Source organism: Variovorax sp. GW821-FHT09D04, assembly GCF_059416405.1.
Genome location: NZ_JBWKPA010000002.1, coordinates 326,855 through 339,829 on the forward strand (window position 1 = coordinate 326,855; position 12,975 = coordinate 339,829).

Annotated in this window: 20 protein-coding genes and 1 tRNA gene; 5 read left to right on the forward strand and 16 right to left on the reverse strand. The window is 63.6% G+C overall.

Translation table 11 applies throughout. The features are described 5' to 3' along the window. Position 1 precedes the first annotated feature (1 nt). The 5 genes from AC07O4_RS07755 to AC07O4_RS07775 are packed head-to-tail and all read left to right on the forward strand — an operon-like array spanning position 2 to position 4,559. Positions 2–481 carry a MarR family winged helix-turn-helix transcriptional regulator gene (locus AC07O4_RS07755; RefSeq protein WP_056576953.1) on the forward strand — a complete coding sequence of 160 codons (480 nt, stop codon included), beginning with the start codon at positions 2–4 and terminating at the stop codon, positions 479–481. Further along, positions 478–1,332 carry an enoyl-CoA hydratase family protein gene (locus tag AC07O4_RS07760; protein WP_354347742.1) on the forward strand — a complete coding sequence of 285 codons (855 nt, stop codon included), beginning with the start codon at positions 478–480 and terminating at the stop codon, positions 1,330–1,332. The genes AC07O4_RS07755 and AC07O4_RS07760 overlap by 4 nt, the downstream gene beginning before the upstream one ends. A 5-nt stretch (positions 1,333–1,337) precedes the next feature. Beyond that, positions 1,338–2,531, forward strand: coding sequence for an acyl-CoA dehydrogenase family protein (locus tag AC07O4_RS07765; RefSeq protein ID WP_139700616.1), 1,194 nt, complete (start codon positions 1,338–1,340; stop codon positions 2,529–2,531). A 4-nt stretch (positions 2,532–2,535) separates the two neighbouring features. Then, complete coding sequence (locus tag AC07O4_RS07770) at positions 2,536–4,164, forward strand: AMP-binding protein (RefSeq protein ID WP_495304210.1); 1,629 nt, start codon at positions 2,536–2,538, stop codon at positions 4,162–4,164. Beyond that, positions 4,161–4,559, forward strand: coding sequence for a RidA family protein (locus tag AC07O4_RS07775; RefSeq protein ID WP_056576966.1), 399 nt, complete (start codon positions 4,161–4,163; stop codon positions 4,557–4,559). Before AC07O4_RS07770 ends, AC07O4_RS07775 begins: the two co-directional genes overlap by 4 nt. A 202-nt stretch (positions 4,560–4,761) precedes the next feature. On the opposite strand, the gene AC07O4_RS07780 is transcribed toward AC07O4_RS07775, so the two are convergent. From AC07O4_RS07780 to rplE, 16 genes are all read right to left on the reverse strand, one after another. Beyond that, positions 4,762–4,838 (reverse strand) — tRNA-Met (locus AC07O4_RS07780). An 18-nt stretch (positions 4,839–4,856) separates the two neighbouring features. After that, on the reverse strand, positions 4,857–5,255 hold the full coding sequence (gene rplQ / locus AC07O4_RS07785) for a 50S ribosomal protein L17 (protein ID WP_495304211.1): 399 nt from the start codon (positions 5,253–5,255) through the stop codon (positions 4,857–4,859). 95 nt (positions 5,256–5,350) lie between these two features. After that, positions 5,351–6,340, reverse strand: coding sequence for a DNA-directed RNA polymerase subunit alpha (locus tag AC07O4_RS07790; RefSeq protein ID WP_056576973.1), 990 nt, complete (start codon positions 6,338–6,340; stop codon positions 5,351–5,353). Between the two features lie 142 nt (positions 6,341–6,482). Beyond that, complete coding sequence (rpsD, locus tag AC07O4_RS07795; RefSeq protein WP_056576976.1) at positions 6,483–7,106, reverse strand: 30S ribosomal protein S4; 624 nt, start codon at positions 7,104–7,106, stop codon at positions 6,483–6,485. A 130-nt stretch (positions 7,107–7,236) separates the two neighbouring features. Next, entirely contained in the window at positions 7,237–7,641 is a 405-nt protein-coding gene (gene rpsK / locus AC07O4_RS07800) for a 30S ribosomal protein S11 (RefSeq protein ID WP_009124825.1), read from the reverse strand. Positions 7,642–7,653: 12 nt separating this feature from the next. After that, positions 7,654–8,019: a 30S ribosomal protein S13 gene (rpsM, locus tag AC07O4_RS07805; protein ID WP_013544105.1), complete on the reverse strand. Its 366-nt coding sequence runs from the start codon at positions 8,017–8,019 to the stop codon at positions 7,654–7,656. A gap of 23 nt (positions 8,020–8,042) precedes the next feature. Further along, on the reverse strand, positions 8,043–8,156 hold the full coding sequence (gene rpmJ / locus AC07O4_RS07810; protein ID WP_013544106.1) for a 50S ribosomal protein L36: 114 nt from the start codon (positions 8,154–8,156) through the stop codon (positions 8,043–8,045). A gap of 66 nt (positions 8,157–8,222) precedes the next feature. Then, positions 8,223–9,536 carry a preprotein translocase subunit SecY gene (gene secY, locus AC07O4_RS07815; protein ID WP_056576979.1) on the reverse strand — a complete coding sequence of 438 codons (1,314 nt, stop codon included), beginning with the start codon at positions 9,534–9,536 and terminating at the stop codon, positions 8,223–8,225. Between the two features lie 27 nt (positions 9,537–9,563). Next, a complete protein-coding gene (gene rplO / locus AC07O4_RS07820) occupies positions 9,564–9,995 on the reverse strand; it encodes a 50S ribosomal protein L15 (protein WP_056576982.1) in 432 nt (143 codons plus the stop codon). A gap of 11 nt (positions 9,996–10,006) precedes the next feature. Continuing rightward, positions 10,007–10,189, reverse strand: coding sequence for a 50S ribosomal protein L30 (gene rpmD, locus AC07O4_RS07825; RefSeq protein WP_019653974.1), 183 nt, complete (start codon positions 10,187–10,189; stop codon positions 10,007–10,009). A 35-nt stretch (positions 10,190–10,224) separates the two neighbouring features. Next, positions 10,225–10,743 (reverse strand): 30S ribosomal protein S5, encoded by a 519-nt coding sequence (gene rpsE / locus AC07O4_RS07830; protein ID WP_056576983.1) that lies wholly within the window; start codon positions 10,741–10,743, stop codon positions 10,225–10,227. 18 nt (positions 10,744–10,761) lie between these two features. Continuing rightward, positions 10,762–11,127, reverse strand: coding sequence for a 50S ribosomal protein L18 (gene rplR, locus AC07O4_RS07835; RefSeq protein WP_056577252.1), 366 nt, complete (start codon positions 11,125–11,127; stop codon positions 10,762–10,764). Positions 11,128–11,141: 14 nt separating this feature from the next. Next, positions 11,142–11,675: a 50S ribosomal protein L6 gene (gene rplF, locus AC07O4_RS07840; protein ID WP_062474819.1), complete on the reverse strand. Its 534-nt coding sequence runs from the start codon at positions 11,673–11,675 to the stop codon at positions 11,142–11,144. 24 nt (positions 11,676–11,699) lie between these two features. Beyond that, a complete protein-coding gene (gene rpsH / locus AC07O4_RS07845) occupies positions 11,700–12,095 on the reverse strand; it encodes a 30S ribosomal protein S8 (RefSeq protein WP_062474816.1) in 396 nt (131 codons plus the stop codon). 20 nt (positions 12,096–12,115) lie between these two features. Beyond that, positions 12,116–12,421: a 30S ribosomal protein S14 gene (rpsN, locus tag AC07O4_RS07850; RefSeq protein WP_056576989.1), complete on the reverse strand. Its 306-nt coding sequence runs from the start codon at positions 12,419–12,421 to the stop codon at positions 12,116–12,118. 8 nt (positions 12,422–12,429) lie between these two features. Then, on the reverse strand, positions 12,430–12,969 hold the full coding sequence (gene rplE, locus AC07O4_RS07855; RefSeq protein ID WP_056576993.1) for a 50S ribosomal protein L5: 540 nt from the start codon (positions 12,967–12,969) through the stop codon (positions 12,430–12,432). Positions 12,970–12,975: the final 6 nt, after the last annotated feature.

Here is a 12,975-nt window from a genome sequence, read left to right on the forward strand (position 1 = left end):
CATGGACCTCGAAGCACGCGCCCACAGCGAGCACCCCGAGGCGCTGCGCCTCTGGCTGCGTCTGCTCACCTGCACGCAGCTGGTGGAAAAGCAGGTGCGCAACGGCCTGCGCGCGCAGTTCGCCACCACGCTGCCGCGCTTCGATCTCATGTCGCAACTCGAGCGCTCGCCCGACGGCCTGAAGATGAACGAGCTCTCGCGCCGCATGATGGTCACGGGCGGCAACGTCACCGGCATCACCGACCAGCTCGTGACCGAAGGGCTGGTGGAGCGCATCAACGTCGAGGGCGACCGCCGCGCCTGGCGCGTGCGCCTCACGCCGCGCGGACGCAAGCTCTTCAACGAGATGGCGCAGCAGCACGAAGACTGGATCGTCGAGGCTTTCTCGAGCCTCAACCCCAAGGAGATCGCGCAGCTTCACAAGCTGCTCGGCAAGGTCAAGCAACATTCCCACAGCAGCCAATTGGCGGAGACCGCATGAAGCACTACATCGGCGCAAGCAATCCCATGCGCGCGCAATTCGAACCCAAGGCCGACTACAAGGCCGAGCACTTTGCCTGGCGCTATGAAGCCGGTGTCGGCACCATCACGCTGAACCGCCCCGAGCGCAAGAACCCGCTGACCTTCGACTCGTACGCCGAGCTGCGCGACCTGTTCCGCGCGCTGACCTACGCGACCGACGTGAAGGTGATCGTCGTCACCGGTGCCGGCGGCAACTTCTGCTCGGGCGGCGACGTGCATGAAATCATCGGCCCGCTGACCGGCATGCGCATGCCCGAGCTGCTCGAGTTCACGCGCATGACGGGCGACCTCGTGAAGGCCATCCGCAACTGCCCGCAGCCGATCGTCGGCGCGATCGACGGCGTGTGCGCTGGCGCCGGCGCGATGATCGCGTTGGCCTGCGACCTGCGCTACGGCACGCCCGCCACGCGCACCGCGTTCCTGTTCACCCGCGTGGGCCTGGCTGGCGCGGACATGGGCGCCTGCGCACTGCTGCCGCGCGTGATCGGCCAGGGCCGCGCCTCGGAGCTGCTGTTCACCGGCCGCGCCATGACCGCCGACGAAGGCCAGGCCTGGGGCTTCTTCAACGCACTGCACGACAGCGCCTCGCTGCTCGACGCCGCCACCAAGGTCGCACGCGACCTGGCCGAGGGCCCGAGCTTCGCGCACGGCATGACCAAGACCATGCTGTCGCAGGAATGGTCGATGACCATCGACCAGGCCATCGAGGCCGAAGCGCAGGCGCAGGCGATCTGCATGCAGACCGAAGACTTCAAGCGCGCCTACGAGGCCTTCGCGGCCAAGCGCAAGCCGGTGTTCGGCGGAGACTGACGCGCATGATGACCAAGATTCCTGCCCCACCGTCGACCGCGCACCTCGCGCTGCCGTTCTTCGACGACGCGCACCGCGCGCTCGCCAACGACCTGCTGCCCTGGTGCGCCGCCCAGGAGATCGATGAGCGCGACGACCGCGCGGCTTGCCGCGAATGGGTGCGCCGCCTCGGCGACGCCGGCTGGTTGCGCTATGCGGTGCCGGGCAGTGCCGGCGGCGCGCTCGAGCGCCTCGATTCGCGCGCGCTCGTGCTGCTGCGCGAAACGCTCGGCTACCACTCGCCACTGGCCGATTTCGCCTTCGCGATGCAGGGCCTGGGCAGCGGCGCGATCACGCTGGACGGCACGCCCGAGCAGCAGTCGCAGTACCTCACGGCCGTGGGCCAGGGCAAGAAGATCGCGGCCTTCGCGCTCAGCGAACCCGAGGCCGGCTCCGACGTGGCGGCGATGGCGATGCGCGCCGAGCCCACCGCCGACGGCTGGCGCCTGAACGGCGAGAAGACCTGGATCAGCAACGGCGGCATCGCCGACTTCTACTGCGTGTTCGCCAAGACCGACCCCACGGCCGGCACGCGCGGCATCACGGTATTCATCGTCGACGCGACGACGCCGGGGCTCGACACCTCGGCCCACATCGACGTGATGGCGCCGCACCCGCTGGCCACCCTGCGCTTCGACAACTGCGTCGTGCCGCGCACGGCGCAGCTGGGCACGCTGAACGGCGGCTTCAAGCTCGCGATGCGCACGCTCGACATCTTCCGCGCTTCGGTCGCCGCGGCCGCGCTCGGCATGGGACGCCGCGCGCTCGCCGAAGCCATCGCGCACGCCAAGGGCCGCCGCATGTTCGGCCAGACGCTGGCCGACTTCCAGCTCACGCAGGCCAAGCTCGGCGAGATGGCCGCGCTGATCGACAGCGCCGCGCTGCTCACCTACCGCGCCGCGTGGATGCGCGACGACGCGGAACGCCGCGGCGCGCCGGCGGTCGGCGACGTGTCGGCCGCTGCGGCCATGGCCAAGATGTGCGCCACCGAGAACGCCAGCCGCGTGATCGACATGGCGCTGCAGATGCATGGGGGACTCGGCGTGAAGGTCGGCACCAAGATCGAAAGCCTGTACCGGGATATCCGCTCGCTGCGCATCTACGAAGGCGCGACGGAAGTCCAGCAACTGATCATCGGCAAATCCGTTTTGCGGGGGTGAAACCGTGTCTGCCCAAGTCGATCGCTTCGTTCATGACCGCCTGCCGCCTGCCGCGCAGCTGCCGGTCTTTCGCTACGACCTGCCCGAGCTGCAGTTCCCCGACCAGCTGAACCTGGTCGAGGAGCTGCTGGACAAGGCGGTCGCCAAGGGCTTCGGCGACCGGCCGATGCTGCGCTCGCCCGCCGGCGTGCTCACCTACGCCCAGGCGGGCGTCGAGGTGAACCGCATCGCCCAGGTGCTGGTCGAGGATCTCGGGCTCGTGCCCGGCAACCGCGTGCTGCTGCGCGGCGGCAACTCGGTGTGGATGGCGCTGTCGTGGCTCGCCGTGGTCAAGGCCGGGCTGATCGCGGTAGCAACCATGCCGCTGCTGCGAGCCAAGGAACTGGGCGAGATCATCGAGAAATCGCAGCCCGTGGCCGCGCTGTGCGAAGGCCGCCTGCTCGAGGAGCTGGTGGCCGCGCAGCAGGCGCACCCGGTGCTCGCGACGGTGATTGCCTTCAACCAGCCCGACGCACCCGATTCGCTGTCGGCGCGCGCGGCCGGCAAGAGCGGCGTGTTCACCGCCTGCCCCACGGCGGCCGACGACATCGCGCTGCTCGCATTTACCTCGGGCACCACGGGCAAGCCCAAGGCACCCGTCACCACGCACCGCGACGTGGTCGCCATGTGCCAGACCTGGCCGCGCCACGTGCTGCGCGCGCGCAGCGACGACATCGTGGTCGGCACGCCCCCACTGGCCTTCACCTTCGGGCTCGGCGGGCTGCTGATCTTCCCGATGTGGGCCGGTGCGTCGGTGTACTTTCCCGACGGCGCCTTCTCGCCGGAAGCGCTCGTGAAGCTCATCAACGAAGTCGGCGCGACCATCTGCTACACCGCGCCCACCTTCTATCGCCAGATGGCGCCCTTCGTCCGGCAGCACGGGGCGCCGAGCCTGCGCATCTGCGTGAGCGCAGGCGAGGCGCTTCCCGACGCCACGCGCCAGCTCTGGAAGGAGACCACCGGCATCGAGATGCTCGACGGCATCGGCGGCACCGAGGTGTTCCACATCTACATCTCGGCCGCCGGCGACGAGGTGCGCCGCGGCGCCGTCGGCAAGGCGGTGCCGGGGTTCACGGCCAAGGTGGTCGACGACCAGGGCAACGAAGTGCCGCGCGGCACGGTCGGCAAGCTGGCGCTGCAAGGCCCGGTCGGCTGCCGCTACCTCGACGATTCGCGCCAGGCCGACTACGTGAAGAACGGCTGGAACTACCCCGGCGACTCCTTCGTGCAGGATGACGACGGCTACTTCTTCTATCAGGCGCGTGCGGACGACATGATCATCACGGCCGGCTACAACGTCGGCGGCCCGGAAGTGGAGGATGCGCTGCTCAAGCACCCGGCCGTGGCCGAGTGCGGTGTGATCGGCAAGCCCGACACTGACCGGGGCATGATCGTGAAGGCCTTCTGCGTGCTCAAGCCCGGCAACACCGGCGACGCGGCGATGGTGAAGGCCCTCCAGGACCACGTGAAAGCCACCATCGCCCCCTTCAAGTATCCGCGGGAGATCGAGTTCGTGACGGCGCTGCCGCGCACCGAAACCGGCAAACTCCAACGCTTCAAATTGAGACAACTCAACAGCAACACACCATCATGACGAACAAACTCATTCAGCCCCCGGGCTGGCTGCCCCCGAAGGGCTATGCAAACGGCATCGCGGCGCGCGGCACCCAGGTGTTCGTCGGCGGCCAGATCGGCTGGAATGCCCAGCAGCAGTTCGAATCCGACGACTTCATCGACCAGTGCGGCCAGGCGCTGCGCAACATCGCCGAGGTGCTGCGCGAAGCCGGTGCCGGCCCCGAGCACATGGTGCGCATGACTTGGTACGTGACGGACCGCGACGAGTACAGCCGACGCCTGTCCGAGCTCGGCCCGGTCTACCGCGATGCGCTGGGCCGCAATTTCCCGGCCATGACCTGCGTGCAGGTGGCGGCGCTGGTGGAGCACCGTGCGAAGGTGGAGATCGAGGTGACGGCGGTCATCCCGGACTGATCCTGCGCTTGGGCTGCGCGTCAGCGCAGTCGTCAGGCGCCGCTGCGGCGCGTTCTCAAGACCGGCCTCTTCGCGGGGCTGGCCCGGAAACAGAAAAGCCCTCTTCGCGAGGGCTTTTTTTGTGTCGAATTTCGACCAGGAATTTCCAAAAGAATTCGGCCAAAGAAAAAGGCCCTTTGATTTCTCAAAGGGCCTTTTAAATTGGTTGCGCGAGCAAGATTTGAACTTGCGACCTTTGGGTTATGAGCCCAACGAGCTACCAGGCTGCTCCATCGCGCGGCAAGTATCAATTATAGCTTATTCAGCGGCGTTTTGCTCAGCGCCAGCATCTTTAATTTCAGCACGGTCGACCAGTTCGACGAGCGCCATCGGAGCGTTGTCGCCCACGCGGAAACCCATCTTCAGGATGCGGGTGTAGCCGCCCGGACGCGCGGCGAAACGCGGGCCGAGTTCGCCGAAGAGCTTGACGACGCTGTCGCGGCTGCGCAGGCGGTCGAAGGCCAGGCGCTTGTTGGCGAGCGTGGGCTTCTTGGCGAGCGTGATCATCGGCTCGATGACGCGGCGCAGTTCCTTGGCCTTGGGGACCGTGGTCTTGATGACTTCGTGCTCGATGAGCGAATTCATCATGCTCTGCAGCATCGCGAGGCGGTGCGAGCTGGTGCGGTTGAGTTTGCGGAGTCCGTGTCCGTGACGCATGGTGCTTTCCTTTACTTTATAAAAACAGACAGCCGTGTCAGGTACTGTCCGGTGCACTGGCCCTTTTCAGGGGGCCGATTTCTCAAAAATTCAAATCAACGCTTGTCGAGACCAGCCGGCGGCCAGCTTTCGAGCTTCATGCCAAGGGTGAGACCGCGCGAAGCGAGCACTTCCTTGATTTCGTTGAGCGACTTGCGACCCAGGTTCGGGGTCTTAAGCAGCTCGTTTTCGGTGCGCTGGATCAGGTCACCGATGTAGTAGATGTTTTCGGCCTTCAGGCAGTTGGCCGAACGCACCGTCAGTTCGAGTTCGTCGACAGGGCGCAGCAGGATCGGATCGAATTGCTGGGCGCTGCGCGGTGCGGGTGCATCGAATGCAGCGAGTTCGCCGCCTTCGAGCTGCGCGAACACGGCGAGCTGCTCGACCAGGATTTTAGCCGATGCGCGAACGGCATCTTCGGCGCTGATCGCACCGTTGGTCTCGATCTCGACCAGCAGCTTGTCCAGGTCGGTACGCTGTTCGACGCGGGCGCTTTCGACGGTGTAGCTCACGCGCTTGACGGGCGAGAACGATGCGTCGAGGACGATGCGGCCGATCGACTTGGTCGGCTCGTCGGCGTAGCGACGCATCGTGCCGGGCACATAGCCGCGACCCTTTTCGACCTTGATCTGCATGTCGAGCTTGCCGCCTTGCGACAGGTGCGCGATCACGTGGTCGGGGTTGATGATCTCGACGTCGTGCGGGGTCTGGATGTCCGATGCGAGGACCGGGCCTTCGCCGTCCTTGCGCAGGCTCAACGTGACTTCGTCGCGGTTGTGGAGCTTGAACACCACGCCCTTGAGATTCAGCAGGATGTTGACGACATCTTCCTGCACGCCGTCGATCGACGAGTACTCATGCAGAACGCCAGCGATCGTGACTTCGGTGGCCGAGTAGCCGACCATGGACGACAGCAGAACGCGACGCAGCGCGTTGCCGAGCGTGTGGCCGTAGCCGCGCTCGAAAGGCTCGAGCGTGACCTTGGCCTTGTTGGCGGCAAGTTGCTCGACCTGGATGGTCTTGGGTTTCAGCAGGGTGGTTTGCATGCAGACTTCCTCTCAATACCCCCGGCTCGTTACACCGGTAAGGCTGGTGAAGCGCCTGATCCGCAACAGAGTGCGGAGCAGGAACGTGAACAACAATATCAATCTCCCGCCGGCGCAAGGACGCGCAGGCGGGTAGAGAAAATCAACGCGAATACAGTTCGACGATCAGCGATTCGTTGATGTCGGCTGCGAATTCGTCGCGATCCGGGACCTTCTTGAAGGTGCCTTCGGCCTTGTCGGCGTTCACATCGACCCAGGCCGGCATGCCGACTTGTTGGGCCAGTTGCAGCGCTTCGACAATGCGGTTCTGCTTCTTGGACTTTTCGCGCACGGCGATCACGTCACCGGTCTTGACCAGGTACGACGGGATGTTGACCGACTGGCCGTTCACGGTGATCGCCTTGTGCGACACGAGCTGGCGTGCTTCGGCGCGCGTCGAGCCGAAGCCCATGCGATAGACCACGTTGTCCAGGCGCGACTCGAGGATGAACAGCAGGTTGGCGCCGGTGTTGCCACGGCGGCGATCGGCTTCTTCGAAGTAGCGGCGGAACTGCTTCTCGAGCACGCCGTACATGCGCTTGACCTTCTGCTTCTCACGCAGCTGCAGACCGTAGTCGGAGGTGCGCTGACCCGAGGTGCGGCCGTGCTGGCCGGGCTTGGAGTCGAACTTGGCCTTGTCCTGGATCGAACGGCGGGCGCTCTTCAGGAACAGGTCGGTGCCTTCACGGCGGGAAAGTTTGGCCTTGGGGCCGAGGTAACGTGCCACGGTATTTCCTTGGTGTCATCTGCCGCAGTTGCCTGCGGGAGCCGTCGGCGGATGTGCCGATGGCGGTGGGCTTAGTGAAAAAACAAATGCGCAGCCGCTCGAAAGCTGGCTGCGCCTTGCGGACTGACGATCAGATGCGGCGACGCTTCTGGGGACGGCAGCCGTTGTGCGGAACGGGCGTCACGTCGGCAATGGAATTGATCCGGATGCCGAGCGCAGCCAGGGCGCGCACCGACGACTCGCGACCAGGACCGGGGCCCTTGATCTCGACGTCGAGGTTCTTGATACCTTGTTCGACAGCAGCACGGCCGGCCACTTCGGAAGCGACCTGCGCAGCGAACGGGGTCGACTTGCGCGAGCCCTTGAAGCCCTGGCCACCCGACGAAGCCCACGACAGGGCGTTGCCCTGGCGATCGGTGATCGTGATGATGGTGTTGTTGAACGAGGCATGCACGTGGGCGATACCGTCCGCAACGTTCTTGCGAACCTTCTTGCGAACGCGCTGTGCGGCGTTGTTTGCAGGTGCTTTAGCCATGCTTGTCTATCCTTATTTCTTCAGGGACTGCGCAGCCTTGCGCGGACCCTTGCGGGTGCGGGCGTTGGTGCGCGTGCGCTGGCCGCGCATCGGCAGGCCGCGACGGTGACGGAAGCCGCGATAGCAGCCGATGTCCATCAAACGCTTGATGTTCATCGTCGTCTCGCGACGCAGATCGCCTTCGATCGTGAACAGAGCGATCTGGTCGCGGATCTTTTCGAGATCGGCGTCGGTCAGATCCTTGATCTTCTTCGAATATTCGATGCCGCTCGCTTCGCAGATTTGACGGGCGCGGGTGCGACCGATACCGAAAATGGCGGTCAGGCCGATTTCAGCGTGCTTGTGCGGCGGGATGTTGATGCCAGCAATACGTGCCATGTGCGTCCTCTAATACTCTTCAATCAACCCTGGCGCTGCTTGTGGCGCGGGTCGGTGCAAATCACACGCACCACACCTTTACGGCGGATGACCTTGCAATTACGGCAGATGGTTTTGACCGAAGCCGAAACTCTCATTTCATTCTCCTAAAACTGTTTAACGTGGCGGTCTACCGCCCGGACTCAATACTGAAACTCACAGCCCTACGATGTCTTGAAGTTCGCCTTCTTCAGCAGCGATTCGTACTGCTGGGACATCATGTAGTTTTGCACCTGGGCCATGAAGTCCATCGTGACGACCACGATGATCAGCAGGGAGGTACCACCGAAGTAGAACGGCACGTTGTACTTCAGGATCAGGAACTCGGGCAGCAGGCAGACGAAGGTGATGTACACCGCGCCAGCCAACGTCAGGCGAACCAGAATCTTGTCGATATAGCGAGCGGTCTGGTCACCCGGGCGAATGCCAGGAATGAACGCACCACTCTTCTTCAGGTTGTCGGCCGTTTCCTTGCTGTTGAACACGAGTGCCGTGTAGAAGAAGCAGAAGAAAACGATCGCAGCGGCGTACAGCAGCACGTAGATCGGCTCGCCCGGACGCAGTGCGCTGGCGATGTCCTTGATCCAGCGGAAGCCACCGTCACCAGCGCTGAACCAGCCCACCACCGTTGCCGGCAGCAGAATGATCGACGACGCGAAGATCGGAGGAATCACACCGGCCATGTTCAGCTTCAGGGGCAGGTGCGACGACTGACCGCCGTAGACCTTGTTGCCAACCTGGCGCCGCGCATAGTTCACGAGGATCTTGCGCTGACCACGTTCCACGAACACCACGAAGTAGGTGACCAGCACCACGACAGCGATGATGAAGAGCGCAACGATGGGGTTCATCGCACCGGTCGTCACCAGCGAAGCCAGGCCGCCGATCGCACCGGGCAGACCGGCCGCGATACCTGCAAAGATCAGGATCGAGATGCCGTTGCCCAGGCCGCGTTCGGTGATCTGCTCGCCGAGCCACATCAGGAACATCGAACCTGCCGTCAGGCTCACCATGGCGGTCAGGCGGAAGCCGAAACCGGGGGCGATCACCAGACCGGCCGACGATTCGAGGGCCACTGCGATGCTGAACGACTGGAACAGAGCCAGGCCGAGCGCGCCATAGCGCGTGTACTGCGTGATCTTGCGGCGACCGGCCTCGCCTTCCTTCTTCAATTGCTCGAAGGTCGGAAGCACGTAGGTCATCAGCTGCATGATGATCGACGCCGAGATGTACGGCATGATCCCCAACGCGAACACGGTGAAACGCGACAGCGCCCCGCCCGAGAACATGTTGAACAGGCTCAGAATGCCGCCCTGCTGGCCCTGGAATAACGCTGCCAGCTGGTCCGGGTTGATACCCGGCACAGGAATGTGCGCGCCAATCCGGTAGACCACGAGCGCGAGCAGCAAAAAGACGAGCCGACGACGGAGGTCGCCGAACTTGCCTGTTTTTGCGATCGTTGCCGCGTTAGTTGCCACGAAGAACTTCTTTCAGTCCGAAGGTGATCAGGCGAGGCTGCCGCCGGCTGCTTCGATCGCAGCCTTGGCACCAGCGGTCGCACCCACGCCCGTCAGCTTGACGGCCTTGGTGAGTTCGCCGGTCTTGATGATCTTGACGACCTTGGCGAGCTGGCCCACGAGGCCGGCTTGCTTCAGCGCCAGGACATCGACTTCGGCCAGGCCGAGCTGCTCGAGAGCAGTCAGCGTGACTTCGGCGTTGTACTTCAGCAGGTGCGACTTGAAGCCGCGCTTGGGCAGGCGACGCTGCAGCGGCATTTGACCGCCTTCGAAGCCGACCTTGTGGAAACCGCCTGCGCGCGACTTCTGGCCCTTGTGACCGCGACCTGCGGTCTTGCCGATGCCGGAGCCGATACCGCGGCCAACGCGACGCTTGGCGTGCTTGGCGCCAGCTGCCGGCTTGATGCCATTGAGTTCCATATCAGTCTCTCTTACAGAACTTTGACCAGATAACTGATCTTGTTGATCATGCCGCGCACTGCGGGCGTGTCTTGCAGCTCGCTCACGCTGTTGAGCTTGCGCAGGCCGAGGCCACGCACGGTCGCGCGATGCGATTCCTTGGTGCCGATCGGGCTCTTCACCAGCTGCACCTTGAGGGTTTGTTGTTGCGTCATTTGAATGCTTCCTTCAGCCTTGCGAGAGCTTGCGCTCAGGCGAAGATTTCTTCGACGGTGAGACCGCGCTTGGCAGCCACTTGGCCGGCCGTCGTCGAGTTCTTCAACCCGTCGAGCGTGGCGCGAACCATGTTGTAGGGGTTCGACGAACCATGGCTCTTGGCCACGATGTCGGTGATGCCCATGACTTCGAACACGGCGCGCATCGGGCCGCCGGCGATGATGCCGGTACCCTTGGGAGCCGGGTACATCACGACGGTGGCAGCACCGTGGTGACCTTGCACCTGGTGGTGCAGCGTACCGTTCTTGATCGGAGCCTTGAACAGGTTGCGGCGGGCTTCTTCCATTGCCTTCTGCACGGCAGCAGGCACTTCCTTCGACTTGCCCTTGCCCATGCCGACGCGGCCATCGCCGTCACCGACCACGGTCAGTGCTGCGAAACCGAGGATACGACCACCCTTCACCACCTTGGTGACGCGGTTGATCGCGATCATCTTCTCGCGCAGACCGTCCTCAGGACCTTCGTTCTGCGTTCTTGCTTGAATCTTTGCCATTTTGAATCTCGTGTCCGATTAGAACTGCAGACCGGCTTCGCGGGCTGCCTCGGCCAGCGCCTTGACGCGGCCGTGGTAGGCGAAACCTGCACGATCGAAAGCGACCTTCTCGACGCCGGCAGCCTTCGCCTTTTCAGCGATGCGCTTGCCGATGGCGGTGGCAGCGGCGGCATTGCCACCCTTGCCCGAGGCGCCGAGTGCTGCGCGCACTTCGGCTTCGGCGGTCGATGCGGTTGCGATCACCTTGGTGCCGTCGTCGGAGATGACGGTGGCATAGATGTGCAGGTTGGTGCGGTTCACCGTGAGGCGAGCCACGCCCTGCGTCGCAATGCGGATGCGGGTCTGGCGCGAGCGGCGAAGACGCTGTGCTTTTTTGGTCAACATCATTTTGCTGCCCCTTACTTCTTCTTGGTCTCTTTGATCACGATCTTCTCGTCCGCATAGCGGATGCCCTTGCCCTTGTAGGGCTCTGGCGGACGAACAGCGCGGATCTCAGCGGCGATCTGGCCGACGCGTTGACGGTCAGCGCCCTTGATCACCACTTCGGTCGGGGTCGCGGTGGTCACCGTGATGCCTTGCGGCATGTCGATGTTGACCGGGTGCGAGTAACCGACTTGCAGGTTCAGCTTGGCGCCGGACGCTGCAGCCTTGTAGCCGACGCCGACCAGGTTCAGCTTCTTTTCGAAGCCCTTGGTCACGCCAACCACCATGTTGTTCACCAGCTGGCGAATCGTGCCGCTCATCGCATTCGCTTCACGCGAATCGTTGGCGGGCTCGAAGCTCAGCTTGCCGTCCTTGTTGACGACATTCACCAGCGCGTTGCGAGCCAGGCTGAGCGTGCCGCCCGTGCCCTTGACGCTGATCTGGTCTTCCTTGATCGACACATCCACGCCTGCGGGGATGGCGACCGGCATTTTTCCTACTCGGGACATTTCAGTAACTCCTCGATGTCTCGGTTAGGCGACGTAGCACAGAACTTCGCCGCCGACACCGGTGGCGCGCGCCTTGCGGTCGGTCATCACGCCCTTGGGGGTCGTAACGATCGCAACGCCGAGGCCGTTCTGGACTTGCGGAATGGAAGTGCTGGCCTTGTAGACGCGCAGGCCGGGGCGGCTCACGCGCTCAATGCGCTCGATGACCGGACGGCCAGCGTAGTACTTCAGCGAGATTTCAAGTTCGCTCTTGCCGGCTTCGGTCTTGACCTGGAAGCCGTCGATGTAGCCCTCGTCCTTCAGGACTTGTGCGATCGCGATCTTCACCTTGGAAGACGGGACCGACACGGTGGGCTTCGCCACCATCTGCGCGTTACGGATACGCGTCAGCAGGTCGGCAATGGGATCACTCATGCTCATGTTGTTTGCTCCTGCCTGGCTTACCAGCTGGCCTTGGTGACACCGGGGATGTCGCCGTTGAAAGCCAGTTCGCGGATCTTGGCGCGGGCCAGACCGAATTGACGGAAGGTGCCACGGGGGCGACCGGTGATTTCGCAACGGTTGCGCTGGCGCGTGGGGTTCGCGTTGCGCGGGAGCTTCTGCAGGGCCAGGCGGGCCGCTGCGCGCTCTTCGTCGCTCTTCTTCGCGTCGTTGGAAGTTGCCTTCAGTTCTGCGTGCTTCGCAGCGAACTTGGCAACCAGCTTGTCGCGCTTGAGTTCGCGCTGGATCAAAGATGCTTTAGCCACAGATCACCTCAGTTCTTGAACGGGAAACGGAAGCCAGCGAGAAGCGCCTTGGCTTCTTCGTCGGTCTTGGCCGTCGTCGTGATGCTGATATTGAGACCGCGCAGGGCGTCGACCTTGTCGTACTCGATCTCAGGGAAAATGATCTGCTCTTTGACGCCGATGTTGTAGTTGCCACGGCCGTCGAATGCACGACCCGAGATACCGCGGAAGTCACGCACGCGGGGCAGGGCCACGGTGACGAAACGGTCCAGGAACTCGTACATGTGCACGCCACGCAGCGTGACCATGCAGCCGATCGGCTGGTTTTCGCGGATCTTGAAGCCGGCAATGGCCTTCTTCGACTTGGTAACCACGGGCTTCTGGCCAGCGATCTTGGTCAGGTCGGCGACGGCGTTGTCGAGGACCTTCTTGTCGGCGACTGCTTCACCCACACCCATGTTCAGGGTGATCTTGGTGAGACGCGGAACTTGCATCGGCGACTTGTAGCCGAACTTTTCCGTCAGGTCTTTCGCGATCTTTTCGCGATAGTGTTGTTGGAGACGTGCCATGTGAGT

What these genes read in the sequence shown, in the direction of transcription:
- AC07O4_RS07755 (WP_056576953.1), top strand. Translation starts at nt 2, where the DNA reads ATGGACCTCGAAGCACGCGCCCACAGCGAGCACCCCGAGGCGCTGCGC.
- AC07O4_RS07760 (WP_354347742.1), top strand. Translation starts at nt 478, where the DNA reads ATGAAGCACTACATCGGCGCAAGCAATCCCATGCGCGCGCAATTCGAA.
- AC07O4_RS07765 (WP_139700616.1), top strand. Translation starts at nt 1,338, where the DNA reads ATGATGACCAAGATTCCTGCCCCACCGTCGACCGCGCACCTCGCGCTG.
- AC07O4_RS07775 (WP_056576966.1), top strand. Translation starts at nt 4,161, where the DNA reads ATGACGAACAAACTCATTCAGCCCCCGGGCTGGCTGCCCCCGAAGGGC.
- rplQ (WP_495304211.1), bottom strand. Translation starts at nt 5,255, where the DNA reads ATGCGTCACGGACACGGACTCCGCAAACTCAACCGCACCAGCTCGCAC.
- AC07O4_RS07790 (WP_056576973.1), bottom strand. Translation starts at nt 6,340, where the DNA reads ATGCAAACCACCCTGCTGAAACCCAAGACCATCCAGGTCGAGCAACTT.
- rpsK (WP_009124825.1), bottom strand. Translation starts at nt 7,641, where the DNA reads ATGGCTAAAGCACCTGCAAACAACGCCGCACAGCGCGTTCGCAAGAAG.
- rpsM (WP_013544105.1), bottom strand. Translation starts at nt 8,019, where the DNA reads ATGGCACGTATTGCTGGCATCAACATCCCGCCGCACAAGCACGCTGAA.
- rpmJ (WP_013544106.1), bottom strand. Translation starts at nt 8,156, where the DNA reads ATGAGAGTTTCGGCTTCGGTCAAAACCATCTGCCGTAATTGCAAGGTC.
- rplO (WP_056576982.1), bottom strand. Translation starts at nt 9,995, where the DNA reads ATGGAACTCAATGGCATCAAGCCGGCAGCTGGCGCCAAGCACGCCAAG.
- rpmD (WP_019653974.1), bottom strand. Translation starts at nt 10,189, where the DNA reads ATGACGCAACAACAAACCCTCAAGGTGCAGCTGGTGAAGAGCCCGATC.
- rpsE (WP_056576983.1), bottom strand. Translation starts at nt 10,743, where the DNA reads ATGGCAAAGATTCAAGCAAGAACGCAGAACGAAGGTCCTGAGGACGGT.
- rplR (WP_056577252.1), bottom strand. Translation starts at nt 11,127, where the DNA reads ATGTTGACCAAAAAAGCACAGCGTCTTCGCCGCTCGCGCCAGACCCGC.
- rplF (WP_062474819.1), bottom strand. Translation starts at nt 11,675, where the DNA reads ATGTCCCGAGTAGGAAAAATGCCGGTCGCCATCCCCGCAGGCGTGGAT.
- rpsH (WP_062474816.1), bottom strand. Translation starts at nt 12,095, where the DNA reads ATGAGCATGAGTGATCCCATTGCCGACCTGCTGACGCGTATCCGTAAC.
- rplE (WP_056576993.1), bottom strand. Translation starts at nt 12,969, where the DNA reads ATGGCACGTCTCCAACAACACTATCGCGAAAAGATCGCGAAAGACCTG.